Annotated in this window: 23 protein-coding genes; 6 read left to right on the top strand and 17 right to left on the bottom strand. The window is 61.9% G+C overall.

Annotated elements, in window-relative coordinates; genetic code table 11:
- Positions 1–70: 70 nt before the first annotated feature.
- Both C6558_RS20080 and C6558_RS20085 read right to left on the bottom strand, forming a co-directional pair.
- Entirely contained in the window at positions 71–2281 is a 2211-nt protein-coding gene (locus tag C6558_RS20080; protein ID WP_107027653.1) for a TonB-dependent siderophore receptor, read from the bottom strand.
- Positions 2282–2460: 179 nt separating this feature from the next.
- Positions 2461–3345 carry an AraC family transcriptional regulator gene (locus C6558_RS20085; RefSeq protein ID WP_057224044.1) on the bottom strand — a complete coding sequence of 295 codons (885 nt, stop codon included), beginning with the start codon at positions 3343–3345 and terminating at the stop codon, positions 2461–2463.
- 249 nt (positions 3346–3594) lie between these two features.
- Between C6558_RS20085 and C6558_RS20090 the strand changes: the two genes are divergently transcribed.
- Positions 3595–3801 carry a hypothetical protein gene (locus C6558_RS20090; protein WP_057207551.1) on the top strand — a complete coding sequence of 69 codons (207 nt, stop codon included), beginning with the start codon at positions 3595–3597 and terminating at the stop codon, positions 3799–3801.
- Between the two features lie 53 nt (positions 3802–3854).
- Here C6558_RS20090 and bla read toward each other — a convergent pair whose 3' ends face one another.
- On the bottom strand, positions 3855–4715 hold the full coding sequence (gene bla / locus C6558_RS20095) for a subclass B3 metallo-beta-lactamase (RefSeq protein ID WP_107027632.1): 861 nt from the start codon (positions 4713–4715) through the stop codon (positions 3855–3857).
- Positions 4716–5044: 329 nt separating this feature from the next.
- Here bla and C6558_RS20100 point away from each other — a divergent pair, with 329 nt between their 5' ends.
- On the top strand, positions 5045–6001 hold the full coding sequence (locus tag C6558_RS20100; protein WP_057213053.1) for a polysaccharide deacetylase family protein: 957 nt from the start codon (positions 5045–5047) through the stop codon (positions 5999–6001).
- A 94-nt stretch (positions 6002–6095) separates the two neighbouring features.
- Here the strand turns inward: C6558_RS20100 and C6558_RS20105 are convergent, their stop codons facing one another.
- A complete protein-coding gene (locus tag C6558_RS20105; RefSeq protein ID WP_107027633.1) occupies positions 6096–7013 on the bottom strand; it encodes a LysR family transcriptional regulator in 918 nt (305 codons plus the stop codon).
- A gap of 445 nt (positions 7014–7458) precedes the next feature.
- Between C6558_RS20105 and C6558_RS20110 the strand changes: the two genes are divergently transcribed.
- Positions 7459–9912: a penicillin-binding protein 1A gene (locus C6558_RS20110; protein ID WP_107027634.1), complete on the top strand. Its 2454-nt coding sequence runs from the start codon at positions 7459–7461 to the stop codon at positions 9910–9912.
- A gap of 1 nt (position 9913) precedes the next feature.
- Positions 9914–11653: a penicillin-binding protein 2 gene (locus tag C6558_RS20115; RefSeq protein WP_107027635.1), complete on the top strand. Its 1740-nt coding sequence runs from the start codon at positions 9914–9916 to the stop codon at positions 11651–11653.
- An 83-nt stretch (positions 11654–11736) separates the two neighbouring features.
- Here C6558_RS20115 and C6558_RS20120 read toward each other — a convergent pair whose 3' ends face one another.
- Complete coding sequence (locus C6558_RS20120) at positions 11737–12339, bottom strand: nitroreductase family protein (protein WP_025428369.1); 603 nt, start codon at positions 12337–12339, stop codon at positions 11737–11739.
- Here C6558_RS20120 and C6558_RS41660 point away from each other — a divergent pair.
- Positions 12332–12799, top strand: a complete 468-nt coding sequence (locus C6558_RS41660) for a hypothetical protein (protein ID WP_156407918.1) — start codon at positions 12332–12334, stop codon at positions 12797–12799. The two genes, C6558_RS20120 and C6558_RS41660, sit on opposite strands and share 8 nt — an antisense overlap.
- On the opposite strand, the gene C6558_RS20130 is transcribed toward C6558_RS41660, so the two are convergent.
- The 12 genes from C6558_RS20130 to C6558_RS20185 form a co-directional block, all read right to left on the bottom strand.
- A complete protein-coding gene (locus C6558_RS20130) occupies positions 12796–13392 on the bottom strand; it encodes a 2-hydroxychromene-2-carboxylate isomerase (protein WP_025428367.1) in 597 nt (198 codons plus the stop codon). The two genes, C6558_RS41660 and C6558_RS20130, sit on opposite strands and share 4 nt — an antisense overlap.
- A gap of 48 nt (positions 13393–13440) precedes the next feature.
- Positions 13441–14502 carry an LLM class flavin-dependent oxidoreductase gene (locus C6558_RS20135; RefSeq protein ID WP_057207546.1) on the bottom strand — a complete coding sequence of 354 codons (1062 nt, stop codon included), beginning with the start codon at positions 14500–14502 and terminating at the stop codon, positions 13441–13443.
- 11 nt (positions 14503–14513) lie between these two features.
- On the bottom strand, positions 14514–15452 hold the full coding sequence (locus tag C6558_RS20140) for an ABC transporter substrate-binding protein (RefSeq protein ID WP_057224031.1): 939 nt from the start codon (positions 15450–15452) through the stop codon (positions 14514–14516).
- A 76-nt stretch (positions 15453–15528) separates the two neighbouring features.
- Entirely contained in the window at positions 15529–16473 is a 945-nt protein-coding gene (locus C6558_RS20145) for an ABC transporter substrate-binding protein (RefSeq protein WP_107027636.1), read from the bottom strand.
- A gap of 77 nt (positions 16474–16550) precedes the next feature.
- Positions 16551–18326, bottom strand: a complete 1776-nt coding sequence (locus C6558_RS41480) for an amino acid ABC transporter permease/ATP-binding protein (protein ID WP_081788921.1) — start codon at positions 18324–18326, stop codon at positions 16551–16553.
- A gap of 43 nt (positions 18327–18369) precedes the next feature.
- A complete protein-coding gene (locus tag C6558_RS20155) occupies positions 18370–18921 on the bottom strand; it encodes a GNAT family N-acetyltransferase (protein WP_057207543.1) in 552 nt (183 codons plus the stop codon).
- A 25-nt stretch (positions 18922–18946) separates the two neighbouring features.
- Positions 18947–20134 (bottom strand): M20 aminoacylase family protein, encoded by a 1188-nt coding sequence (locus C6558_RS20160; protein WP_038578097.1) that lies wholly within the window; start codon positions 20132–20134, stop codon positions 18947–18949.
- A gap of 19 nt (positions 20135–20153) precedes the next feature.
- The gene (locus C6558_RS20165) at positions 20154–21503 is read right to left on the bottom strand and encodes an LLM class flavin-dependent oxidoreductase (RefSeq protein WP_107027637.1); all 1350 of its coding nucleotides are present in this window, start codon (positions 21501–21503) and stop codon (positions 20154–20156) included.
- Between the two features lie 23 nt (positions 21504–21526).
- Positions 21527–22522 (bottom strand): LLM class flavin-dependent oxidoreductase, encoded by a 996-nt coding sequence (locus tag C6558_RS20170; protein ID WP_107027638.1) that lies wholly within the window; start codon positions 22520–22522, stop codon positions 21527–21529.
- Positions 22523–22899: 377 nt separating this feature from the next.
- Positions 22900–23427 carry a DUF992 domain-containing protein gene (locus C6558_RS20175; protein ID WP_057224028.1) on the bottom strand — a complete coding sequence of 176 codons (528 nt, stop codon included), beginning with the start codon at positions 23425–23427 and terminating at the stop codon, positions 22900–22902.
- A 321-nt stretch (positions 23428–23748) separates the two neighbouring features.
- Positions 23749–23961, bottom strand: coding sequence for a hypothetical protein (locus C6558_RS20180; protein ID WP_057224026.1), 213 nt, complete (start codon positions 23959–23961; stop codon positions 23749–23751).
- 113 nt (positions 23962–24074) lie between these two features.
- On the bottom strand, positions 24075–25253 hold the full coding sequence (locus tag C6558_RS20185) for a glycosyltransferase (RefSeq protein ID WP_107027639.1): 1179 nt from the start codon (positions 25251–25253) through the stop codon (positions 24075–24077).
- Positions 25254–25583: 330 nt separating this feature from the next.
- On the opposite strand from C6558_RS20185, the gene C6558_RS20190 reads away from it, so the two are divergent.
- Positions 25584–26909 (top strand): polysaccharide biosynthesis/export family protein, encoded by a 1326-nt coding sequence (locus C6558_RS20190; RefSeq protein WP_025428358.1) that lies wholly within the window; start codon positions 25584–25586, stop codon positions 26907–26909.
- The last annotated feature ends 36 nt before the right edge of the window (positions 26910–26945 follow it).

Consider the following 26945-nt stretch of genomic DNA (forward strand, 5'->3'; position numbering starts at 1 on the left):
AACGACGTCGGGACCGGCTGCCGCCGGTCCCGACGTCGTTTACATACAAACTAAAGCGGTGATGCCGTCGTTACCATTTCTTGCTGAGCTTCAGGGTCAGCGTGCGGCTTTCGCCGTAGCCGCACACCGAAAGCCCCTGGCACCCCTTCACATATTCCTTGTCGAAGAGATTGGAGACGTTGAGCGATGCCGCCCAATCGTCCTTCTCGTAGCGAATTGCCGCATCGACCAATGCGGCCGAGGGCACTTTGCGCGTGTTCTCCGCATCCGCCCAGGATTCCCCCTGGTATCTGACGCCGGCGCCAAGGCTGACCCCCTCGAGCGCTCCTGAAGGCACGGTATAGTCGAGCCACAGCGACGCCTGAGCGTTGGGAACAAGGTACGGCGTCTTTCCCACCAACGCCGTGTTCGCGTCTTCGGTCACCTCGAGATCCATGAAATCAAGACCGGCGATCAGCTTCCAATCTTCGTTGATATTGGCCTTGCCCTCAAACTCGATGCCGCGGGAACGCACCTCACCCGTCTGGGTGGAAATGCTCGTCAACGGGTCGGTCACGAGAGCATTGCGCTTGGTCAACTGATAGAGTGATGCCGTCAACACGCCGTCGAATAACGTCGGCTCGTATTTGACCCCGACTTCGAACTGTTCACCTTCCTGCGGCTTGGTATTGCCTGTTGCTGTCACCGCGACGATCGGGTTGAAGAAGGTCGCGACGCTGACATATGGGGTCAGGCCATTGTCGAACTCATAGGCAAGGCCAGCGCGGCCGCTGAAAGCGCCTTCGTTGTAGCTGAAGGCGTTATTTTGCGTCGGAGCCCAGAAGGTCGGGCCGTTTTTGGTGTTGGTGTCCACGTAATCGTAGCGACCATTGAGCGTGACGAGCCAGCCCTGACCGAACCTGATCTGATCCTGCGCATAAACGCCCAGCTGCTGCTGCGTAACCACCTGATTGATATAGGTGGCGTTTGCGGGCTGCGGCGCACCATAGATCGGATCCGTTGCGCTGATGGGTGTAGCGGCCGACGAAGCCTGCACATGGTCCAGCCGGTAGTACTTGTAGTCCAGGCCAACGAGCAGCGTATGATCCAGTGCCCCGGTTTCGAATTCTCCTTCGACACGGTTGTCGACGGCGAAGGTATCGACCTTCGATGTCGCCTCAAACCCCAGACGATAAAGGAGATTGTCGGGGGTGGCCGGCACTGTCGACGACGGGAAGGGCAGGCTCGGATCGTAGTAACCGAAGGTATATGGGCCGTTCTCATGCTTGTAGAGATGGCCGTACCGCAGGTTCTGGCTAAACTGCCAACCGCCTTCAAACTCGTGCGTGAATTCATAGCCGATCATCTGCTGGACATAGGTGCCCGTATCCAGATCCGGCTCACCATAAAATGCATCGCGGTCGATCTTACCGAAGGGTGCATCGACGACCGTGCCGACATAAGGCAGGAAGCCGTTGCCGACGTGCACCTGGTCGAGGCCCTGTAGAACACCGTAGACCGTCAGGCTTGTCGCATCATCAGGCGCGTAGGTGATCTGCGGCAGGACGAAGCCGCGCAGATCGTTGGAGAAATCGGTGTAGGTATCGCCGCCCGACATCTTGCCGGTGACGCGATACCGGATGGTGCCATCGTCCGTCAGCTTGTCGTTGACATCGAAGCCGGTGAAGGCATTGCCAAAGTTGTTGATGCCGATCTCGGTATAATAGAGCGGTTCATCGAATGGCCGCTTGCTGATCAGGCTGACGATACCGCCTGCGTTGGCGCCGCCGTAGAGCGCCGAGGCGGGCCCCTTCAGCACTTCGACCCGCTCGAGCATGAAGGGGTCGATTTGAAAACCGCCGAAACCAAAGCTGAAAAGCGTCAGACCATCGAGGAACACGCCGGTCTGCGTCGCGTCGAAACCGCGGATGTAGTACCAATCCGTATCCGCATCGGTGCCGAAAGGCTCCGTCGTCACACCCGGCGTGTAGCGCAGGGCCTCATCGACCTTGTTGACCACGCCGCGGTCGTCGAGCTCATCGCGACCGATGACGGAGACGGATTGGGGAATTTCGCTGATCGGCGTGGCCGACTTCGAGCCCGTCGTCGTCGCCTTGGCGACGTAACCGTCAACTGGGCCGGTGGCCTCGTCGCGTAAGCCCTGTGCCTGCACCTCGATCTTTTCGAGTTTCGTGGTGATACCGTCCTGGGCGACCGCCGCCGTCGACACGAGCAAGGCGATACCGGCAACGCCACTCGCAAGGAATTTTCTCAAACGCACACTTTCACCATCACGCTGCATCGTATCGTCGCCCTTTGATGCCGGACCCGCCATCCCCACGACGTGCGGCCCGACTTTCTGACTGCTGATAAGATGACCGTTTATCTCAACTATTAGGACGGGGCTTGTTTCGAACCCTGAAAGTTGAACGCTCTTGGGCAAATGTGTGCGGGCAACTGTTCAAGGCTGAAGGCATTTGCTCAGGCGAGACGGCTTCTTTTCCAAAGAGCCGGCGTCGTTCCGACTGCCTTGCGGAAGACGCGGGTGAAATGTGCCTGATCCGAAAAACCGGTTTCGGCAGCGATCGCGGTCAGCGACGCTTCATTCTTTAAAAGCAGATGCTTGGCCCGCTCGATGCGCGCGTTAGTCTGCCACTGGTGCGGCGCCACGCCTGTCGATGCCTTGAAGGCGTGGCTGAAATGGGACTGCGAAAGCCCGGCGAGACCAGCCAGTTCCTCGAGCCGGATGTTGCGAAGGCTGTTTTCCTCGATGTATTCCACCGCCCGACGCAACTGCCATGACGCCAGCTGGCTGCGCTTGCGTGCGCTGCTGCGATTGAGCTTCATCAGGTCGATGAACAGCGCCAGCGTCAGCCCGTCGCCGTAGAGATCGTGTAGTGGCTGCGGATTGAGGCATTCGGCAGCGATCAGTCGGGCGAGTTGGAGAAACCGCTCGTCGTGGAACATCAGCCGTGGTACGGCGCATTGGCCGGCGTCGAGATCCTCCATCAGCCGTCGGCTAAGGATGTCGATGTTGAAGTGCAGATCGAGATGGCGGATGTATTTGACATCAACCACATCCGCCCAGATCTCCATGCCGGCGGGGATGTAGGAGATCGCCTGTTGCCGATAGTTCTGGACGGCGCCGTTTGCCTGCGAGGAAAGCTTGACGTTGCAGCTGCTCCCACCCCGCGCATCGAGAACGATGAACATCCGCGGATCATCCGAGACGTAGTAGCCGCCGGCATGGGGGTCGCATTCCACATCCCACACGTCGGCAATGATCCCGTTCCATTCCCGGCGATGCAACTCGCCCTGGATCTTGAAACCGGCAATCTTGTTCTGCATCCGCGGCTGAAACGTCATTATCGCGTTGCCCGTCTTCGGGAAGGTCTGTCTTGGCTACTTTATTCCTTCCTCCAATACTCATCTTTAAGCCGCAACGGAAGTCCCCGGCGATTGCTTTTGGAGAGAACAGCACCAAGCGGATCTGAGGGTGAAAGACTGCGGCGTGGCATGATTTTTTCGAGATTCCACACCAAAGGATCACACGGACAATCCCCAGCAGGGCCGATAGGGCTATAAGGCTGCACTCAAACAGATCAGGAGCTTACGATGGACACCGTCGAAATCGCAGACCGCAGCGAATTTGCCCTCTGGGCAATCCAGCGCGCACAGGAAATCGTCGTGACTGAAGGCGCGTCTTTCGCCATGGCGGCACGCGACATGGACGATACGGCGCTGACCGCTGCTGCAGCAGCACTCGGTAAGGCCATCAGCGACGCCATGATCGAAGTGTTCGACGGTCTCATGGCCGAGTAAGAGCCCGATTCGTTCGCAATGTGAAAAGGGCCACGCCAAGCGCGGCCCTTCTCTCATTTTTTCGCCTTCTGCCGTGCAAGCTCTTTCTTGAAGGCGGCACGGGACTTTTCGACGATTTGGCCCAGCAAGGCCGGATCGACGAAGGCATCTTCCTCGCCCGCATCCCGCCGCGCGGCGCGGCCGATAATGTCGGCGATATCGGGATGAGCGGGCAGGACCACATCCGCCGTCATGCCTCCCAGCCGGTCGAAGCTGGTCTCGAAGTCGGCAACGATCCCGGGATAGCGCTTGTTGCCGAAGAGCTTGTTGCCGGCGACGGTGACGCTGCAGGGAAAGACCACCTTGAGCGCACGCCCGGCCTCGCTCACCGACGTTGACCAGGTGGTGCAGCCCGGCGTGTGGCCGGGCGTCAGCGTCGCCTTCATGCTGACGTCTCCGAGCGTCACGACTTCGCCGTCGTCAAGCACATGATCGACCTTCACCGCCGGAAAGGTTCCACGCTTATAGGTGGTCTCACCATCATGCAGGCCGTTTTCCAGTGCCCAGCGATCCGCCGCGATCGCATAGAGCTTGGCGCCGCTGTCACGCTTGATTTGTGCAACGCCAGCGACATGATCGTAATGCGCATGGCTCGTGACGATGATCTTGATGTCGGAGCGTTTGAAACCGAGTGCTGCGATATTGTCCTCGACAAGGGATGCGGTGCTCTTCAACGTGCCGTCGAGCAGAATGGCCTGCTTGCCTGAGGTGATGAGGTAGGCCGCCAGCCCCTTGGTCCCGACGTAATAGATGTTGCCGACGACGCGGAGTGGCTTTGTCGGCTGCGACCATTCGGCGTTATCAGCCATTGCCGCACTCGCCAGGCATACCGTGGCGACCACCGTCGCCAGCGCGCGTCGCATCATCTTTCTCATACAAGCCTCCGCATCTCGAATTTGGTTTCCATGAACCTCGGACGCGTCCTGCCTAAGGAGCCGTGGCGCGGTCGGCAAACGACGATAATTTGCGGCAGCCATTAGAATAATTTGCATTTCGATGAACCTGGACAGTCGGGGCCAGCAGCCACAGGCACTTGGCCCGAAAATCCCGACCACGCAATGCTCATGCAACCCTTGCGTACGAGGGTCGATCTCATTTCGATTAGCAGAAGAGGGACGATGATGATGGAAACCAGGCTTCATGGTGCCTGCGGCACGCAGTGTTAGGGCTAGGCGTTCGAAGGGCCCGCGCGATCGGGCGCCTCATGCTGCTTGCCTTCACGCCTTGGCTCGCGCTTGTTTTCTTCCTGGTCGACGCCCATGCCGAAACCAGCGGCACCGCCCGGGAGAAATCCGTCGCCATCACATTCGATGATCTTCCCCACGCCAATGCCGGCACCGACGGAACAGATCAACCTTCGCCTCAAAGCATCCAGGATGCGAATGCCCGCATTCTTGCCGCCCTCAGGGATCACAAGGCGCCGGCTATCGGCTTTGTCGTGGAAAGCAAGGTTCGCGCGATCGGTCCGTTTGCGAAAGATATCCTGAAGGATTGGACCGGCCCGCGGCTGACGCTCGGCAACCATACCTTCTCGCACGCGGACACCAACACGCTCGACATCGCCGGCATCGAGCGCGAGATCGTCGATGGCGAGAAGACGACGAGGCGAACGCTAAAGGCGGCGGGCAAGCAGCTGCGTTTCCTACGGTTTCCCTACAATCACACCGGCGACACAACGGAAAAGCAGAAGGCGATCGCGGCGCTTGCGGCGAAGCTTGACTACACGATCGCCGCCTCGACCATCGATACCTCCGATTACGTCTTCGACCGCGCCTATGAGCGCGCGCTTGCCGAAAACGACACGGAAGCCGCCCACCGCATCAGGACGGCCTATCTGATGCACACCCAACAGCAGATCGCCTATTACGCCGGTCTCAACGAGCAGGTCCTTGGCTACGAGCCGCCGGCAATCATGCTCTTGCATGTCAACCGGCTGAATGCCGACGCGATGAAGGGGATCCTGTCGCTGTTCGAAGAGAGCGGCTACAGTTTCACAACGCTCGAAAAGGCGCAGGCCGACGCCGCCTATCGGCGACCGCTGTCCTACGCGACGAAATTCGGTCCGATGTGGGGTTACCGCTGGGCGAAGGACAGGAACGTGCGCGTTGACGGCAGCCTGGAACGAGAGCCGCCGGAATGGATCGTCAGCTACGGCGAATAGCTCGGCACACCGGTCGCAGGTTGACCTTCAGTATCGAGTTGCTCCCAGCAGATCCCCCTTCGCTGACGGCACTCCCCCGCCAACGCATTGCAGCCTATGCCGAGTTGCTCGCCTCCGGCTCATGCAATCGGGCGGCGCTATCCTCCTTCGCCGCCATCAGCCAATCGTGGAAGGCGGACATCGCCAGTGTCGGCGCGCGCGACCGCAGCCGCGTCAGCCAGTAGCTCCCCATCGAGGTATAGACGTCGAAGGGCTGCCGCACTGTGCCGTTCGACAGCAGTCGGGAAAACATCAAAGGCGGCGCAAGCGCCACACCGATGCCCTGGGCGGCTGCCTCCATCATGGCGAGCGACGAATCGAAGACGACGCCCTTGAGCAGCGGCGCCGGATAGGTGATGCCGGCGGCGGCAAGCCAGTTCACCCATTCGTCCGCCCGATAGGACCTGAGCAGCGTCTGGCCCAGAAGATCGGCGGGACGGCGCAGCGTATCGGCAATCTCAGGTACGCACAGCACCGAAAGCGGCGCCTCGAACAGCCGCGTCGCCTCGATGTTGTGCCAGGAACCGCTGCCGAAGCGAATGGCGTAGTCGAGCCCCTCGGCGGCCATGTCGACACGATTGTTGTTCGTCGACAACCGGACATCGATGAAGGGATATTTTTCCTGAAAATCCGCAAGGCGTGGCAGCAGCCAGCCGACGGCAAAGGTGCCGACTGCGCCGATCATCAGCACCTCCCGCAGATGGCCGCCCTCGAACCGTTCGAGCATATCGGCCATGCGATCGAAGGAATCCTGGAGTACCGGCAGCAACGCCTCGCCCTCGGCGGTGATCATCAGACCGCGCGGCAGCCGCTTGAACAGCGTCACGTTGAGACGGCTTTCCAGCAGCTTCACCTGGTGGCTGACCGCCGCCTGCGTCACGCACAGTTCGATCGCCGCGCGGGTAAAACTCAGATGTCGCGCGGACGCCTCAAAGGCCCGCAGCGCATTGAGGGGGAGATATGGCCTGACCATGGATGCCCTAATTCAGCTAATGGGTCCTGCAAATAAACGTGGTTTGCCGCTGCGGTGCAACCTCTTTACGGTGAACTCACGTCGGCACCCTGTTTCGCCAGGACGAGACTGCCAACATATCGAGGATCCGGCCCCTCAGACATACTTCCCCGTGGAGGACCCAACCATGTGTCGTCTCAACTGAACGCCCCATAGGCACGCGCCCAACACGTTTCGCACCGTCACATCCGCTCCGGCCGCAGCAGCGGACCAAGGCGGCATGTCACAGCCCTTGGTGGTGAGACTGAGGCGACCGGCCGCGACGGGATAGGCGAAACATCGGGCTTCTAGGCCCGATCCGCCGCCCCGCACCGCCTTCACGCCACAAACTGATGCGCGTCAGCCGCTCCCTTGGATCGGATGGCGAAGCCATGTCCTTCGAAATTCGAAAGCCCCGACATCCGCCATGAAGTTCATTGCAAACCTGCTCGCAACCCTGATCAATCTGGCAACGCTTCTCGGCGTCGGGCTGGCATTCTGCGCCGCGGCCCTGACGCGAGACCTGCCGGATCATCGGGCGCTGGCGAACTGGGAGCCGGCGGTCACGACCCGGCTTTACGCCGGCGACGGCGCCATGATTGCGCAATATGCCCGGGAACGCCGTCTGTTCCTGCCGATCGGCGCCATTCCCGCCCGGGTCAAGCAGGCTTTCCTTTCGGCCGAAGACAAGAACTTCTACCTTCATCCGGGCATTGACCTGACGAGTCTTGCCACCGCGCTCTGGTCGAATGTCGCCAACTACGGCTCGGGCCGGCGCATGATTGGCGGATCGACGATCACGCAGCAGATCGCCAAGAATTTTCTCCTGTCCTCCGATCGAACGGTCGAGCGCAAGCTGCGCGAAGCGATCCTTTCGATCCGCATCGACCAGACCTATTCCAAGGACCGGATCCTGGAACTTTATCTCAACGACATCTATCTCGGTCTCGGCGCCTATGGCATCGCGCAGGCAGCGCTTACCTATTTCGACAAGCCGGTCGATCAACTGACGGTGGCCGAAGCGGCCTATCTCGCCGCCCTACCAAAAGCGCCGAACAATTATGACCCGTATCGCCATCCGGACCGAGCCGTCACCCGGCGCGACTGGGTCATCGAGCAGATGCGCCGCAACGGCGTCATCGACAGAGAGGTTGCAGCCGCAGCCACCGCCTCGCCCCTCAGCATCAGGCCGAAACGACAGGAGACATCCGCCGACAAGGCGGACTACTTCACCGAGGAGGTGCGCCGCCAGTTAGGCACCCGCTATGGCGAGGCAGCGCTTTACACTGCCGGGCTCTCGGTTCGCACGACACTCGATCCGCGGCTGCAGCAAGCGGCCATGCGGGCGTTGCGAAAGGGACTGGTTGGCTACGACCAGGCAAAGGGGTACCGCGGGCCGATCACCCGCCTGCCTTCGCTTGAAGGGTGGCAGCAGGCGCTCGCCAAACGTCAGCCGCTCTCGGACGTTCCGGAATGGCAGCTCGCAGTCGTCCTCTCCGCAAGCAACGACAAGGCCGAACTCGGCCTCAGGCCGTCAGGACCAGAAACGGCGACGGCGGCCGCAGACACCGCCATGATCGACCGCGATGACACAGCCTGGGCTCTGTGCCGGCTCGCCGAAGGCAAGCGTCGTTGTGCCTCATCCCTCAACGGCGTGGTGCAGCCGGGCGACGTCGTCTATGTCGAAAAGCAGGAGACCGGCTATGTCCTGCGCCAGCCGCCGCAGGTGCAGGGAGCGCTGGTCTCGATGGACCCGAACACTGGTCGGGTGCTCGCGGTCGCCGGCGGCTTTTCCTACGCGCAATCCGAATTCAATCGCGCGACCCAGGCTTACCGCCAGCCCGGCTCGTCGTTCAAGCCGTTCGTCTACGCCGCGGCACTCGATACCGGCTATGCGCCGACCACGCTCGTCATGGACGCGCCGATCGCCATCCCTGATGGCACCGGCAAGACATGGCGGCCGAAAAACTATGATGGGCGCTTCAGCGGTCCTTCGACCCTGCGAACGGGGCTGGAAAACAGCCGCAACCTGATGACCGTGCGCCTTGCTCGCCATCTTGGCATGGACCTTGTCGCCGACTACGGCAAGCGCTTCGGCATTTACGACGAGCTTCGCACCTACCTACCGATGGCGCTGGGCGCCGGCGAAACGACGTTGCTGCGGCTCGTTTCCGCCTATGCCGTCATCGCCAATGGCGGCAAGGCCATAACCCCGTCGATGATCGACCGTATTCAGGATCGATATGGCCGGACGATCTACCGGCAAGACAGCCGCCAGTGCGCGGACTGCAATGCGCTTGCCTGGGAAAACCAGGAAGAGCCTGATCTCGTCGACATCAGGGACTATGTGCTCGACCCGATGACGGCCTATCAGATCACTTCGATGATGCGTGGCGTGGTGGAAAGAGGCACCGCCAGAAATGTCGCCACGCTGGGTGTCCCGATCGCCGGCAAGACCGGAACGACCAACGACGAGAAGGACGTCTGGTTCGTGGGTTTCACCCCCAATATCGTCACCGGCGTCTTCCTCGGCTACGACACGCCGAAGCCGATGGGTTACGGCGAAACCGGTGGCGGTCTCGCCGCACCGATCTTCATCGACTTCATGAAGGTGGCACTTCAGGGAAAACCGGCGGCCGATTTTCATCCGCCGCCCGGCATGTCCTTCCAGACAGTCGACAGAAAGACGGGGCGGCCCGCGCAGGACGGCGCGCAAGGCGCCATCCTCGAAGCCTTCAAGCCGGGAACCGGCCCCTGCGACGGCGGTTGCGCCGTCATCGACGACAAGGAGATGGCCGAGTTGCCGGCCAACGGCGCCGACCAGGGCCTAACACCTGAATTGCGGCAGAAGCTGCTCAGCAATACCGACGGGCTCTACTGATATGGTGCAACGGCTTCAATCGCGCGCGGATCGCCGCAAGCGCATCCTCTTTCTGATAGCCGTGTTTATCGTCGTGTTCCTGACGATGTTCGGGCGACTGATCCAGCTCGGCACGGCCGAAATCGAGACCACCGGCTATGTGCCGAAGCGCCCCTCGGTCGGTCGCCCTTCGATCCTGGATCGCAACGGCAATCTGCTGGCGATCGATGTGCCAAGCTCCGGTGTCTATGCCGAGCCCCGCTTCATCGTCGACGTCGACGAGGCGGTGGAAAAGCTGACGGCCATCTTCCCCGATCTCGATGCTCGCGAACTGCACCAGCGGCTGAAAAGCAAGGCGCCCTTCGCGTGGATCAAGCGTCAGGTGACACCGGCTGAGGAGCAGGCGCTCTGGGACGCGGGCATTCCGGCCGTCGGCTTCCAGCGGGAAAAGCGGCGTGTCTACCCCAATGGTTCGCTTGCCGCCCACGTGCTCGGCACTGTCGATATCGACAATATCGGCATTGCCGGCATCGAAAAATGGATCGAGAGCCAGGGCCTGGACGTGTTGCGCCAGACCGGCATGGACCTCTCCCATCAGAACCTGCAGCCCGTCACGCTGACGCTCGACATCCGAATCCAGCACGCGCTGCAGATCGAGCTTGCCAAGGCGATCGAGAAATTCGGGGCAAAGGCCGGTGCCGGATTGGTGCTCGATATCACCAATGGTGAAGTGCTGGCGCTTGCCTCCGCGCCGGATTTTGACCCCAACACCCCCGCCGATGCGCTGAAGCCTGATCGTATCAACCGCATTGCCGCCGCCACCTTCGAGATGGGCTCCACCTTCAAGGCCCTGACGACGGCCATGGCGCTCGATTCAGGGCAGTTCAACATCCGCTCCGTCATCGATGCCAGCAGGCCGCTGGCCTTCGGCCGGTTCCGCATCCGCGATTATCGCGGGAAATACCGGCCGCTCAGCCTGCCGGAAGCCTTCATCTATTCCTCCAACATCGCGATGGCCAAGATGGCGATCGCGCTCGGCCCTGAGAACTTCCGCGCCTTTCTCTCTCGTTTCGGACAGATGTCGCGACTGACGACCGAGTTGCCGGAGAGCGCGCATCCGCAACTGCCGCGCTCCTGGCGCGAGATCGATACGGCAACCGCATCCTACGGCCACGGCATTGCCGTGACGCCGCTGCAGGCGAGCATTGCGGTTGCGGCCCTCGTCAACGGCGGGCGCCTGATCAGGCCGACATTGATCAAAGGCTCTGATGTCGAAGAGCGGGTGCTGGCCGCCAACCTCATCAAGCCGGAAACCGGCGAGGCCATGCGTTTTCTGCTCCGCCTCAATGCCAGAACCGGATCGGCGCGAAAGGCCGAAGTCAAAGGTTATTTCATCGGCGGCAAGACCGGCACGGCCGAAAAGGTCGTCGCTGGACGCTATGCCAAGGATCTCAATCTCACGTCCTTCATGGGTGTCGTTCCGGCCGACGATCCGCGCTATCTGCTCCTGACCATTCTGGACGAGCCCAAAGGGTTGCCGGAAACCTATGGCTTCCGCACCTCCGGCTGGAATGCCGCCCCGCTCGGCGGTGCTGTGTTCGAGCGCATCCTTCCGATGATGAGCCTGATGCCGTCCTTCGACGTCCGGGACGTGAGCTTTCCGTCGATCGTTGCGCAGCAGGCCTATGGTTCCGAGCTGTTTTCAGGTGCGACCCTGCACGGCGCGTCCGGCCATGACACACCCATTGAAGAGCCACTTTGAGGTAAGGCGGCAATTGTGACCTGTCAGCCGAATTGCGGCCGAGGGCGAGACCCGCCCTCGGCAAAGTCATCGGAGCAATGCGTTCAAGACCGCTCGAAACGACCCTCGGACACGATCTCCGTCAGGGGTTTCCGCGGGCTCGGCACTTCGCGCTCCCGCAACCCCTCGGGCAATTGCGCCTTGTCGCCGATCCTGCCGATCGCCACGGCGGCTTCAACGCGGTAATCGGACGGCACGCCAAGCTCGGTCCGCGCCCTGTCGTAGTCGAGGCCGGCCATGCCGTGCGCCTGCCAACCGGAATAGGCGGCCTGCAGCGCGAGCGCACCCCATGCGGCCCCCGTGTCAAACGAGTGCGTATAGGAAGGCACTTCCTCGCTGGCGCCAGGAGGCAGCAGCGACGTTTTCGACAGCACGAAGATCAGTGCGGAAGCCTCCTTGGCCCAGCTTTGATTGAATGCGTTGAGAATGCCGAACAGTTTGTCCCAATGCTCGGTGCCTCTGCGGGCATAGATGAAATGCCAGGGCTGGGCGTTATAGGCCGACGGCGCCCAGCGCGCCGCCTCCAGGATGCCGAACAGCTCGGCTTCGGAGATCTCCGCTCCGGCATAGGCGCGCGGCGACCAACGCTCGAGAAAGAGCGGGTTGATCGGGTGGCCGGCGATACGCGAATTGATTTCGATGGTCATGGCTTTCCTGTGTCGTGGCGTTGGTTTCAGCCTTCAGCCGCAATCGAAATCACCAGGTTTCGTACCGTTCGCGCCGACGGTTGAGATTGGAAATCTCGTCCGAAAGCTCTGCGATGCGGTCTCGAAGTTCGTTCGTTGTTCCGTCTTCGAAATCATCGATCCCGAAACAATCCCGCGCTTCGTAAAGCTCAAGCTTGCCTTGCAGGACATCTCGGATCGCGCTCAGGCGTTCATATTGCCGCAGGACACTCATGGCACACCTCATCAAAAGCCATCGTTGTCTAGGAAATGCGCAAACAACGGAAAAGGTTTCATTCGACTGCTCGGCTTCAAGCATCCTGAAAATTATCGAGTTAAACAGTGGATTAAAGGAACCTCGACCCAAAGATCGTACCAGGCTTGGAAAAGTGATCCGACGGCGTGCCGCGAGCGCTCGATCTCCGCGCCCGCCGATGCCTAAGGCCGCTCGCCTTGCAGGTGTTGCTCCAGAAACGGCAGATTGTCCTGGCCCCAATAAATCTCGCCGTCATAGCCGAACGTCGGGAACCCGAAGACGCCGCTCTTGAGAGTATGCTCCCGATCGGACGCCCATTTCTCGACAACGTCTGCGGCACTTTCCCGCGCAAGCAAGGCACTGCCATCGAAGCCTGCGCGCGTTGCTACTGCCTCGCGCACCTCTGACCGGCCGATGTCCTCGGCTCGGACCCAGAAGGCTTCCTGCAAAATCTCCGTCAAGGCGAACCAGTCCTTGCCGTCGAGATAGGTGGCAATCACCATCCGTGACGCAGGCGTGGGATCGGCGAGCGGCGGACGGCCGTCGAGCAGAAGTTCCCTGCCCCGCACACGGCTCCAGCGCTTCAGGTCGCGCGTGCCGTACGCTCGTCGCGCCTGCGGCCGATTGCGCGAGAAGATGCCGCCGTTTTCCTCGACCACCGTGGCCATGTAGGGCGTGATTGCCGCTTCGTGCCGGCGTGCGAGAGCCGCAAAGGCTTCAAGCCCGATGAACGACCAGGGCGAGCCGATCGAGAAGAAGTAGTCGATGCTTTTTGTCACTGTCAGATCTGCCTCATGGGTTTTGGATCTGGGATTGTAGGCAGCGGCCTAAGCCGCCGCCGGGTTCGCTGACAGCGTTCGAGCGGCCTCGCCCTTCGTCGGCGACCAGCCAAGCTCCGGTGCGATGCGCGTAAAGACATCATCGAGGATCTGGCGATACTCGTCGTGTTCGAATTCGTAGGGCAGTTCGAGCCTGAGTTCGCGCACATGCGGCAGGATCGGATCGGCCAACAGCCGTTCGAGGATCTGCTCGGACGTACCGACGAGATCGCTGGCAAACAGCGTGCGCCGCTCGCCCTGTGGTGTCAGCGTGCGCTCATGCCGGCTGGCGGCGTAGTCGAGATAGCGGCGCCGGGTGCTGGCGTTGGCGCCATCGAGCGGAACGATGACGCGCCCGAGCGCGACGCGTTTCTCTGCGCCGCCAGCCTGCCGATAGGTTTCGAGCTGGCGTGCCTGCGCCTCGAAAAAGTCGTTGGTCTGCTCGCCTGTCGTGACGTTGCCGATCAGGAGATTGAAGCCGTTCTCGCCGGCCCAGCGGGCGGAGCGCAAGGAGCCGCCACCGTACCACAGCCTGTCGACAAGCCCCTTGGCATGGGGTTGCAACCGTGGGCGCTGCGGGCCGAACGGTGTCTTGATGACGGTATGCTCGTCGCCGAGAAATGCCCCGCGCAGATTATCTGCAAAACGCAGAACCCGCTGATGGGAGAAATCGCTGGCAGACCAGTCTCCGTCAAAGGCGAGCGGACCGATGAGGTCCACATGTGGCGGGCGGCCCGCGCTCAGGCCGATATTCAGGCGGCCGCGCGACAACACGTCAACGGTCGAAAGGTCCTCGGCCAACCGGTAGGGGTTCTCATAGCCAATCGGGATCACCGCCGTGCCGAGCTGAATGCGATCGGTTCTCTGGGTCGCCGCCGCCAGAAAGGCGGCCGCCGACGAGATGCCGGGCTCCAGGTGGCGCTGCCGCACCCAGGCGCTGGCGAAGCCGAGCCTCTCGCCATATTCGAGCAGGCGCAGAGTCTGCTCCAGCCCCGCCAAGGGATCGTCGCTCGCGTAGTTTCCGGGAGTGAGAAAGCCGATATGATCGATCGAGATCTTATGCTCTGTCATCGTTGCTCACCTCAGGATTTCGGCAGGCCGGGTGGATTGGTTTCCGACTTCGGCAGCGCCTCTTCCGCCAGGTGCCAGCGCTCGAGAATTTTGGCGTAAGTGCCATTGTCAATGAGGCCGTTGGTGGCGGCGGTCAGGGCGTCGGCTAGGCCACTGTTCTTGCGCGTGGTGATCGCCACGTCGGATCGCTCCGGCCAACCGGCGCTCAAGGTGCCGACGCGTTTGATGTTCCGGTCGCGGGCGGCAATGAAGACGAGTTGCGCATGCGGCTGGACGATCACGTCGGCGCGGCCTGCAGCCAATGCGACAAGGCTCGTGGCCTCGTCGTCATAGTATTGCAGCTCGAGCGCCTTTAGCCCGGCAGCGACATTCTCGTCGTTCCATTTGAGAAGAATGCGCTCCTGGTTTGTCCCAGCGCCAACGATGATCCTCAGGCCGGCGGCATCCTTCGGCTCCTTGATCGATGTAACTGCGCTGTCGGCCTTGACGAAGAAGCCATGCAATCCCTGACGGTAGCTCGAAAAGTCGAACTTCTCCTTGCGCTGTTCCGTCACGCCGACATTGGAGATCACCGCATCGTATTTGCCCGAGGTCAGGCCGAGCGGCCAATCGATCCAGGCGATTGGCACGAGCTCCAGCGTCAACCCCAGACTATCGGCGACGGCCAAAGCATATTCCGGATCCGCGCCGATGACGGTCTTTGCATCGTTCGCATAGGTCGCAAGCGGCGGGCCGCCGGGGCTGACGGCAACGGTGAATTTGCCGGGGGTGACGAATTTGAAGCTTGGCGGTATCGCCGCAATCGCCGCCTCGTTTCGTTCGGCACGGATGCGCCCCGGTTGTTCAGGGCTGAAATCGAAGCCGTCGGCGGCCAGCGCCGGGGCAAGGTGGAAAAGTGCCGTCGCAAATGCGGCGATGAACGAGGGGCGTAATGCAGCTAGACCAAGCATTTCTGTCGTCTCCGGAAGGGATGTTGAACGAACGGGCCGGCGGCAAAAGCAGGCGCCGACCCGCAACAGGCAATGATCAGGAGCCGCTCTTCGGCAGGCCCGGTGGGTTGGTCTGCGACGCGTCGACCGCCTCGTCGGTCAGGCTCCAGCGCTTCAGCACCTCGCCGTATTTGCCGTTCTTGATCAGGTCGTTGATGGCAAGGGTGATCGCGTCGGCAAGGCCACCACCCTTGCGGGTCGTCACCGCGATCTCGGCGGTCAGCGGCCAGCCGCCGCTGGCGATGCCGACGACCTTGGTGTCGTTGCGGATCGAGGCGGCATAGGCGCGCGTCGCATTGGGGTTGAATTCGATGTCGGCCCGGCCGGACTGCAGCGCCAGGTCACCAGCCGCGCGGTCGTCATAATATTGCACCTCGATCGGCTTCAGCCCGGCGGCGACGTTCTGCCTGTCCCATTCCAGAATGATCTTTTCCTGATTGGTGCCGGCCCCGGTGATCACCTTCAGGCCCGCCACGTCCTTCGGTTCCTTGATCGATGTGATCGGGCTGTCGGACTTGACGAAGAAGCCGAGCACGTCGCGCCTATAGGTGGAGAAGTCGAATTTCTCCTTGCGCTCCTCGGTCACGGTCACGTTGCTGATCACCGCATCATATTTGCCGGAGGCGACGCCGAGCGGCCAATCGGCCCAGGCGACCGCGACGAGATCCAGTTCGAGGCCGAGGGAATCGGCCACCAGCGAGGCGAGATCGGGATCGGCGCCGACGACCGTTTTGGAGTCCGATGCGTAGGTGGCAATCGGCGGATCCCAGGGGTTGACGGCAACGGTGAATTTTCCTGGGTTTACGAACTTGAAGTCGGGCGCGATCGCCTTGATGGCCGCTTCGTTCCGCTCGGCCCGCACGCGGTTGGACGTATCCGGGCTGAGATCGAACTTCTCCTGCGCCTGAACCGAGGCCGTACCGAGCGTCGCTGCGGCGACCGCTCCTGCCAAAAGCAGTTTTGCTCTATCGAAAAATGCCATGTACTTAAACTCCATTTCATCTTTGGGTTGCAGATTGTGTCGGCACGATCCAGCGTGCCCATGCACGCCTGGAATTTTCAGAGAACCTTGGCGAGGAATTCGCGGGTGCGCGGATGTTCCGCGGTGGTGAAGATGCGGGACGGCGGCCCGGCCTCCAGGATGCGTCCCGCCTCGATGAAGACGACGGTGTCGGCAACCTCGCGGGCAAACCCGATCTCGTGCGTGACGATCACAAGCGTCGTGCCGGTGCGGGCCAGTTCCTTGATGACATCAAGCACTTCGCCGACCAGTTCCGGATCGAGTGCCGAGGTCGGTTCGTCGAAGAGCAGGACCTTCGGCTTAAGGGCCAGAGCCCGTGCGATCGCCACGCGCTGCTGCTGGCCGCCCGAGAGCTGCCGGGGATAGGCGTTGATCTTGTCGCTGAGGCCGACCCGCGCCAGCAGTTCCTGCGCCAACCGAACAGCGTCGTCGCGCTTGAGGCCGCGCACCTGCAACGGTGCCTCGATGAGGTTTTCCAGCACCGTCAGATGCGGGAAGAGATTGAAATTCTGGAACACCATGCCGATGTCGGCGCGGCGCTTCAAAATATCCTTCTCCTTCAGTTCATAGAGCGTGTTGCCCTTCTGGCTGTAGCCGACGAGATCGCCGTCGATCGAGATGAAGCCGTCATCGACCCGCTCCAGATGATTGATGGCGCGCAGCAAAGTCGACTTACCCGAACCCGATGGCCCGAGGATCGCCGTGACGCTGCCGGCAGGCAAGCTCAGCTCGACGTCATCTAGCACTTTCAGCGGACCGAAACTCTTCGAGATGCCATGGATGCGGACGGCACCGCCGGCGCGGAATGCAGTCGCGTCATGAAAACCGGTCTTGCGGGCGATGGCACCACTGCTCGCAACCTCGGCCAGCGGACGCCGAAACCGCGAGAAGAAGGCCTGGAACGGCAGCGGCACCGGATTGCGAACGGCCCCCTTGGAGAAATGGCGTTCGATATAGTGCTGGGCGATCGACAGCCCGGTCATGATCACCAGGTACCAGACGGTGGCCACCATCAGGAGCGGAATGACTTCGAGATTGCGGCGATAGATGACCTGAACGGTGTAGAAGAGCTCTGGCAGCGCCAGCACGTAGACCATTGATGTGCTCTTTGCGAGCCCGATGATCTCGTTGAAGCCGGTCGGCAGGATCGAGCGCATCGCCTGTGGCAGCACGATACGGAATGCCTGGCGATGACGGGGAAGACCGAGTGCAGCCGCGGCCTCGTGTTGCCCGTGATCGACGGAGAGAATGCCGCCACGCACGATCTCGGCAAAGAAGGCCGACTGATTGAGCGTCAGACCGAGAAAGGCTGCTGCAAACGGCGTCAGCAGCTGGGTCGTCGGGTAGTTGAAGAGCGTTGTGTCGGTGAAAGGAATCCCAACCGAGATCGTCTCGTAGAGATAGCCGAGATTGTTGAGCACGAGCAGCAGCACGATCAGCGGAATGGAGCGCAGCAGCCAGATGTAACCGAAGGACAGGCCACCGAGCAGCGGCGACTTCGACACCCGGGCGAGCGCCAGAGCCGTTCCAAGTAGCGAGCCTGAAACGGTCGCAAGTGCCGTCAGGAGCAGCGTCCGCCCAAGGCCCGCAAGCACCGGTTCTGCAAAGAACCATTCGGCAAAGACCGGCCAGCCCCAGCGAGGATTGGTCAGCACCGAATAAAGCACGCCGGTTATGACGAGCGCAGCAAACAGGGTGCCGAGCGCCCTGCCAGGATGGCGGGCCGGCACGATGCGATAATGCGCGTAGCCCGGATTGGGTTCGCTTGCTCGCCCGGTTCCGGCAACGCCGGCATAATCGGTCAAAATGGCCATGATGCATCCTCTCTGGATGGTTGGCGCCCGTTGGACGCCGGCGTTACGGGTGGCTCACTGCCTGCGGATGCGATGGGCGCGGCTCTCCGAGAAGCGCGAGCGACGCGACGAGATGGGTGATGTCCTTCTCGAACGGCAGCGTCTTGTAGACCTCCGGATCGGCAGCGACGTCGAACAGCGCCGTGTAGCCATTGACGAGATAGAGACCCACTGCCTCCGGCTGCCGGAAGCCGGTGGTCAGATAAATGCGGGAATAGCCTTGCCTTGCTGCTTGCGCTTCGAGTTCGAGCAGAACCCTGCGCGCCAATCCCTGGCGGCGCAGGTCGGAGCGCGTCCAGATGCGTTTGAACTCCGCGGTGCGGTCGTCGTAGTGCTTGAACGCACCGCCGCCGATCGTCTCGCCGTTGCGGATCAGCAGCACGAAATTGCCATGCGGCGGCGCGAAGGCATCAGGTGGATAGCGGTTGAGTTCTGCCGCAGCACCCTCGTCGCTGAAGTAGTTGCCGTAACGGCTGTCATATTCGATGATCAGTTCGTCGATCAGCGGCTTGGCACGCGGGTCGAGGGGGGTGGTGTAGAGAAACGTATCGCTCATGGTTTCGCCAATCCCGTTGTCGTCATCATGCGAGGAAGGTTTCGACCAGCCGCACCCAATAGCGGGCGGCAGGCGCGATGATTGCGTCGTTGAAGTCGTAGTTGGCGCTATGGAGCGACGCGCTGTCGCCATTGCCGACGAAGAGATAGCTGCCGGCCTTCTCCTCCAGCATGAAGGCGAAGTCTTCGCTTGCCGTGCGCGGCTTGAAGTTGCTCACGATCTGGCCGGGGCCGAAGGCTTCTAGTGCGACACTGCGGGCAAGCTCCGTCTCGGCGCGGTGATTGATCAGAGCCGGGAAGCCGCGGCGATAATCCACCTCCGCGGTGGCGCCGAAGCTTTCGGCCTGAGCGCACGCCAGTGCAGGTACCCGCTCGCCGAGCAGTGCGCGGGTCGCCTCGTTGAAGGCCCGCATGGTCAGCTTCAGCGCCACGCTTTCAGGAATGACGTTGGATGCCGAACCGCCATGGATCGAGCCGACGGTAACCACCGCCATCTCCTGCGGGTCGACATTGCGCGAAACCACGCTCTGCAGGGCGGTGATCAGCGACGCGGTCGCTAGCACCGGATCGACGGTCAGCTGCGGTTCCGCCCCATGGCCACCCTTGCCGACGATCGTGATGTTGCACTGGTCGACCGAAGCCATGGCGGCACCGGCAACGAAGCCGAATTGACCTGTTGGAACGCCCGGCCAGTTGTGCAGGCCGAAGACGGCGTCGACGGGAAACCGTTCGAACAGCCCTTCGGACAGCATCTTGCGCGCGCCGGCGCCGATCTCTTCGGCCGGCTGGAAGATCAGCCGCACGGTGCCGTCGAAGCGGCCTGCTTCCGCCAGATAGCGTCCGGCGGCAAGCAGGATTGCCGTGTGGCCATCGTGCCCGCAGGCATGCATGACGCCGCGATGGACGCTGGCATGGGCAAGACCCGTTGCCTCCTCGATCGGCAAGGCGTCCATGTCGGCACGGATGCCGATGCTGCGTTGGCCTTCACCCCGGCTCAAGGTGGCCACGACACCGGTTCCGCCAATTCCCGTTGCCACCTCGTAGCCCCAGGAAGAGAGCCGACTGACGACGATTTCGCTGGTGCGGTGTTCGTGAAACGCAAGTTCCGGATGGCGGTGGAGATCGTGGCGTAGCGCGACGATCTCATCGAGATAGGCGCCGATGCCTCGCTCGACCGCGTCCCCCGCCTGTGTGTCCTTGACGATCATGTTCATCGGCGGCTCCGTCGACGCCTCAAGCGCCGACGGCCCTTCCCTGCTCGATCTCTTCCGCCGCCGCCGCATAGCGGCTCTCCCTGTAGGGCAGCCCCAGATGATCACGCAGCGTCTCGCCCTTCAGATGCGGGTCGAAATAGCCGCGCTCTTCAAGAATCGGCAGCACGTGGGCGGCGAAATCCTGCAGGCCTTCGGCAATGACCGGGAAGCCGAGGATGAAGCCATCTGCCGCCTCACCATCGACCCAACGGATGATCTCGTCGGCGATGTGGTCTGCGGTGCCGATGAAGGCGGTCCGCGGCGTCGCAACATCAAGCGCGATCTCGCGAAGAGTCTGGCCGGTCTCGCGCGCCGTCTTCTTGATGCGGTCGGTCGTCGCGCGAAAGCTGTTCTTGCCGATATCGCCGATGTCGGGGAACGGTTCGTCCAGGGGATAGGCACTGAAATCATGGTGATCGAAGAACCGGCCGAGATAGAGCAGCGCCTCCTCGACCGTGACCAGCGCGCGGATTGCCTGATACTTGGTCTCCGCCTCCGCGGCCGTCGAGCCGACGATCGGCGCGATGCCGGGGAAGAGGCCGATATCGGCCGCCCTTCGGCCTTGAGCAATCGCACTCTGCTTGATCTGCTTGTGGAAGGCTTGAGCATCGTCGATCGGGCCGCCATTGGTGAAGACGGCATCGGCATGTTTGCCGGCAAGACGGATACCTGAATCGGAAGCCCCTGCCTGGAAGATCACCGGCTGTCCCTGGCGCGACCGGCTGATGTTGAGCGGCCCTTCGATGCGGAAGAAACGGCCTTTGTGGTTCAGACGGCGCATCTTGGCCTTGTCGACATAGACGCCAGCCTGACGGTCACGGACAAAGGCATCGTCGTCCCAGGAGTCCCAGAGGCCCTTGGTCGCATCCAGATACTCGTCGGCGATCTCGTAGCGCAGCTCATGTTCCGGATGCTCGCGCCCATAGTTGCGGCCGGAGCCCTCCAACGGCGAGGTCACCGCGTTCCATCCGGCCCGCCCGCCGCTGATCAGGTCGAGCGAAGCGAACTGGCGGGCGATGGTGAAGGGGTCGCTGTAGGAGGTCGAAACGGTACCGACGAGCCCGATCTTCGAGGTCGATGCGGCAAGCGCAGACAGAATGGTCAGCGGCTCGAAGCGGTTGAGAAAATGCGGGATCGACTGTTCGTTGATATAGAGGCCGTCGGCGACGAAGGCGAAAGCGATACCGGCGGCTTCCGCCTTGCGCGCCGTGTCGACGAAGAATCCGAAGTTGACGCTAGCGTCGGCGGGACCGCTCGGATGCTTCCAGGCATTCATGTGGCCGCCGGGGCCCTGCAGCATGATACCGAAGGTGACATTTTTCTGGGGCATGGACGAGATCCTTGTGCGGATGTTCAGGCGACGAGCGAAAGCCGCTCTCTGGCGATGAGTTCGATCGATGCGAAGCGTTCGGCCGCAGGAAGGGCTGGCGTGTCGATCACGAATTCCTTGACGCCGTAGCGGCGGTGAAGCGCATCAAGCTCCTGGCGGACCTGGCGCGGCGTTCCGTGCAGCACGCTCGGGCTCTTTTCCTCGACCCGGTAGTCGCTGACGCCCGCCTGGCGCGCGAATTCGGCCGCCTGTTCCTCACTGCCGACATTGACGCTTTGGCCGTTGCCGAGGAAAACCTTGAAGATACGAAGGCCGGCGACGCGCTCGCGGGCGCGCTCCTCGCTTTCCGCTGACAGCGCCGCGACTGCCAAAATCGGCCGACCACCGCCCGTTGCGCGCTCGTAAGCCGCAACAGTTCGCTCGATGTTGTCCGGATCACCATTGAGATGCGCGGCAAACACCAGTTGCCAGCCTTTTGCAGCGGCAAGTTCCGCACTCTCGACACTGGCCCCAAGCAGGAACCTTTCAGGCGCATGGACGGGCAAGGGCGTTGCCAGCAACGCTCCGTCGTCGGATTTTCCGGGCGCAAGATAGTGGTTGAGATCGCTCAGCTGTTCGGCAAAACCCGGCTTGCGCTCGGGATCGATGCCGATCTGTAGTGCCCTTGTCGAGAGAGGAAAGCCACCCGGCGCCTTGCCGACACCGAGATCAACCCGTCCGGGCGCAAGTGATGCCAGGAGGTTGAACGTTTCGGCGACCTTGTAGGCGCTGTAATGCTGCAGCATGACGCCGCCGGAGCCGATGCGGATCTTGGATGTGCGCGCCAGGAGATAGGCAATCAGCGTTTCGGGCGCCGAGCTTGCCAGCCCTGTCATGTTGTGATGCTCGGCCAGCCAGAAGCGGTGATAGCCCCACTCTTCCGCTTTCGCCGCCAGCCTGGCGGTTGCCTGCAACGCGTCAGTTGCGGTGGTTCCCGGATCGATCGGGCTCTTGTCGAGAAGACTGAGAAGATAGGACATGCCGAGTGTTCCAGATTGTCATAGCGTCCGTACTGGTCGCCATTACTCCATAAAACACATAGACAATATGCATTATAAGAAATGCATTTCTATTTCGGGGCGGGATGAGAGAAAAACCCGCCCAAAGTTTGCAGCCTGGAATCTCGCTGAAGACAGGGTGCGCCACATGTGGTCGGCGCTGGAAGCCAGCCGTTCGACCGGAAGTGCAGGAGATGGGCTGCAGTCAGCCTTGCGGAAACAACGCCGATGCGTGGTCCGGCGACACGATTGCTCGACGCCAGCTTCGGCTGAGGCAGCGCGGCGATCCTGAGATGTGGAGGCGGCGAAAAAGGATGGGGAAGCACCGGCGCGCAGCAGAGCCGCGCGCCGCTCGCAGATCAGTTCACCGAAGTGAGCGTCATCGACGTGCCGGTCGCGGCAACGTTGAGGCCGAGTTGACCCGTCACACTGACCGTCTGCAGGTGGATGGCACCGGCCGTACCGCCGATGAGGATGTTGGCGCCGACGCCTGCACCGAGCGTCGCTTCGGCGGTCGCACCCTGGTAGATGCCGCTCAACGCGCCCTTGTGATAGCCGGCGGTCGGCGCGAACACCGCCCAGATCAGCCGGCTGCGGGTGGTGAAGCCGACATCGACGCCGAGCTTGCGGATCGCACCGGCATAGTGGTCGGAAGCCTCCGCGCCGACGGTCGAACGGAAGACGCATTGGACTTCCTTGGCCGAACCCAGGACATAGCCGGCACCGCCGGCAATGTTGCAGTCGAGGTAACCGATCTTGACGCCACCGCGCGCGTCCGGCTCCCGGTAGGTGTCCTTGTAGGTCGGCAGGTCGGCGGCATTGACGGCCCACGCACCGGCAGACGCCAGGGTTGCAGCAGTAAGCGCCATCGCAAGACTCTTTTTCATAGTTCGCTCCTTTTCGGATCGTTATTGATCAACAGCACTCGGTCTTTTGGAAAACGAATCGAGCAACAGAGACGTCACCGTTGAACGCCGATCGGACATTTCGAAGGCACCGCTCCGGGCGCAAGCACCCGTATGCAAGTTTGCGGCGGACTGTTGCTGATGGAGAACACCAATCGCCTGCGGACACCTGCCGAAAGGCAGTTGCGCCAATATGGACACAGGATGGCGATGGCGTCGGACCAGTGTGGCTCGAAAGCCGCATAGCGAGACAGATCTGCAGAAGGTGCCGCCACCGGGAGCGTCGCTTCAACCGCCCATCCGTCAGCCTGCCTTGCGGTCAAGCCCCGTCAGCCACCCAACCGTCATCAGAACGAGGATTGCCGCAAGGGCAAGCAGACCGACGGCATACATCACGAGGAATTCGAGGATGCGCGGCACGAATAGCAGCGCCTGTCTCGGCAGCGATTGAGCACCACGCCAAGCGGGCAGCTCATCCCGATTGAAAGCCTCCAGCCGACGAACAAGAAAACGCATGTCCACCTCTTCCGGCCGACGGCAAGCCAAGGTGGCGCGCCGGCAATTCCCGTTTGAACATCGCTGGCCAGTCGTTGCTGCGACTGGCGGTCGATACGCAGCCTCGCCCGCCCTCAATGCAGCGGCGTCGCGCTTTCCGCGTCGCGCAATTGAAAACCGCCGATCGCCAGTTTTCCGTCGCCGAACGGCAGCGCGCGGCGCTGACGAAGCTCGTCATCGATCACCGCCTGCATGCCGGACTTGAATTTCCTGACGCTGAACTGGGCAGTGTGTGTCCTGATGACGTCGGGCCGGAAGGTATCTTCGCGCGCCTCGAAAGCGTAGATCGCCTTGATCAGCGCGTCGACACTCTGCTGCTCGAAAAGCATGCCCGTCAGATTGGGCACGACGGTTTCAAGCGCCCCCCCGGCGCCAAAGGCGATGACCGGACGGCCGCTCGCCATGGCCTCGACAGGCACGATGCCGAAGTCTTCCTCTCCGGGAAAGACAAGAGCGCGGCAGCGCGAGAGCTTTTCCTTCAGCACTGCAAAAGGCGCGCGCCCGAGGAAGGTGACGGTGGGACCGGCCATGCGCTTCAGCCTGACGATGTCCTGTTCCTTGCCGTCGCCGATCACGACCAGGTTCTTGCCCATCTTCGTGAACGCCTCGACCGCGAGATCGATTCGCTTGTAGGGGACGATCTGCCCCGCACAAAGATAGAAATCCTCGATCTGCGTCGAGGGTGCGAAGTCCTCTGTGCTCACAGGCGGATAGACGACCGTGGCCGGACGTCGGTAGTATTTGCCGATGCGTGCCGCAACATGATGGGAATTGGCGACAAACCGATCCACCCGCATGCTGGTATTGACGTCCCAACTGCGCAGCATCGGCGCCAGCACCGGCATCATCATCCGTGACAACAGGCCCGCGCTCGACCGATAGGCATGGTAGTGATCCCAGAGATAGCGCATGGGAGAATGGCAGTAGCAGATGTGTGCTGCATGTGGCGGCGGGATGATCCCCTTCGCTGGCCCTGACTCACTCGAAATGATCAGGTCGTAGCCGCTGAGATCGAGGCTCTCGAGCGCAAAAGGCATCAGTGGCAGCAGCGACTGATAGTGCCCGATCGCTCCCGGAATGCGCTGTAGGAATGACGAGGTGACCTTGTGCTTCTTGATCGTGTCGGACACGCGGCCCGGATCATAAACCAGGGTGAAGATGTCGGCCTCGGGATAGAGGTCGCAAAGCGACTCAATCACCTTCTCCCCGCCGCGCATCGATACCAGCCAATAATGAACGATTGCGACGCGCATAGTGCTCCCCTCTGAAACGATCCTGCCGCAGCATGGGACACACAAGGTGCGCGTGCACAGAGCCAAGATCGGTCCGGGGGTGCATCCGAAGGAACGATCGTCCTACCCGAAAGGTTTAGCTGCCGGTGGCGGCCGACCCGGGCTTAGCCATAGGCCGAGGCAATCCTATCCGATGGTGCCGCCGGTTTAGGGATATTCCCCTAAAGGGATTACCCGCGATTAGACCGCAGGGAATTTACCTCGAACGTTTTGGGCCGACAATCAATCCGACGCGCCACACCAAGCCGAGCTGTCCGGTACCGTGGCGCGCTGGAACATCAGCGAGGCCCCATGCCCCATGCCGATCACCGTATTCTACATCGCCTGTCGTCGCTTGGCCGTGTCTCGACCCTATACCTGGCGATCGGCCTGAGCACTCTTGCTCCCATCCATCAGGCCCATGCCGAGCCGGTGTTCCGTTTGCAGCCCCAGACAAGGGTCAAGGTCGCGATCGTCGAATGGGTCGCGGCGACCGGGGAATACAAGGAATGGACCGCGCTCAACGGAGAATACGTCGTTTCCCCCGCCGGCACGATCTCGGTTCCGCTGGTCGGCGAAGTGAAGGCCAAGGATCGGACACCTGCAGAACTGGCGGCCACGATCGCCGACCTCCTGAAGGAGCGCACCGGCCTTAGCAAGGCGCCGGAGACATCCGTCGAAGTTGTCCGCTACCCGATGATCTATGTCACGGGTCTGGTCGACCGGCCGAGCGAGCTGGAATTCCGCCCGGGCATGACTGTGATGCAGGCGGTGGCCATGGCGGGCGGGCGCGAACGCCGTACGAACCCTGCCGGCGGCTACTCCGACATGGAGCAGATCCGCTACACCGGCGAGTTGAACCGGATGGAACTCGAGATGATGCAACTCGCCGCCCGTCGGGCGCGGCTGAGGGCCGAGTTCACCGACAGCGCCAAGATCGAGTTTCCCCAGGCGCTCAAGGCCGCCGATGGCGCCGCCATCCAGCAGATCGTACGAGACGAGAGCACGCTCTTCGATGCCCGGATCGAAGCCATGCGCCGCCAGCTCGATTCCCTTGCCGAGCTCGGCACGCTGCTCAAGAACGAAATCGATGTGCTCGATGAAAAGACGGCCGTCCAGCAGCGTCAGATCGAGATCGCCCAGGACGAGCTCAAAGGCATATCGAAGCTGGTGAACGACCAGACGGTGACGAAGTCGCGGCAGACGTCGCTCGAGCGGATCGTCGCAGAGCTGCAAAGCGACAAGCTCGACCTCCAGGTGGCCGCCATGCGCGCCAAGCAGAAACTCAGCGAAACCGAACGCGATGCCGTGACCTTGCAGGGTCAACGCCGAACCGAAGCCGGCCGCGACCTGCAGACGACGGAAGCCGCGATCGAAGATCTGAAGCTCAAGCGCAGCACGACGCTGCAACTGCTGCAGATCAACGGCGCTTCGCTTTCCCGTTTCGCCGACAGGAAGGCAATGGACCTGGAGCCGCTGGAGTACTGGATAACACACGGCGGCGGCACCGACCCGGCCGTGAGGGTTACGGAAGCAACATTGCTGGTTCCGGGCGACGTGCTCGACGTGCGCTCGGCGCTGACGGCAGCGCTGGATAACAAGCTTCTGACATCGGTGGGCATCGAGCAGTCCCAATAGCAACGACAGATCGACTGTGGCGCAGCGTATTTTCAT

This window comes from Ensifer sp. NM-2 (assembly GCF_003024455.1).
Taxonomy (GTDB): Bacteria; Pseudomonadota; Alphaproteobacteria; order Rhizobiales; family Rhizobiaceae; genus Ensifer; species Ensifer canadensis.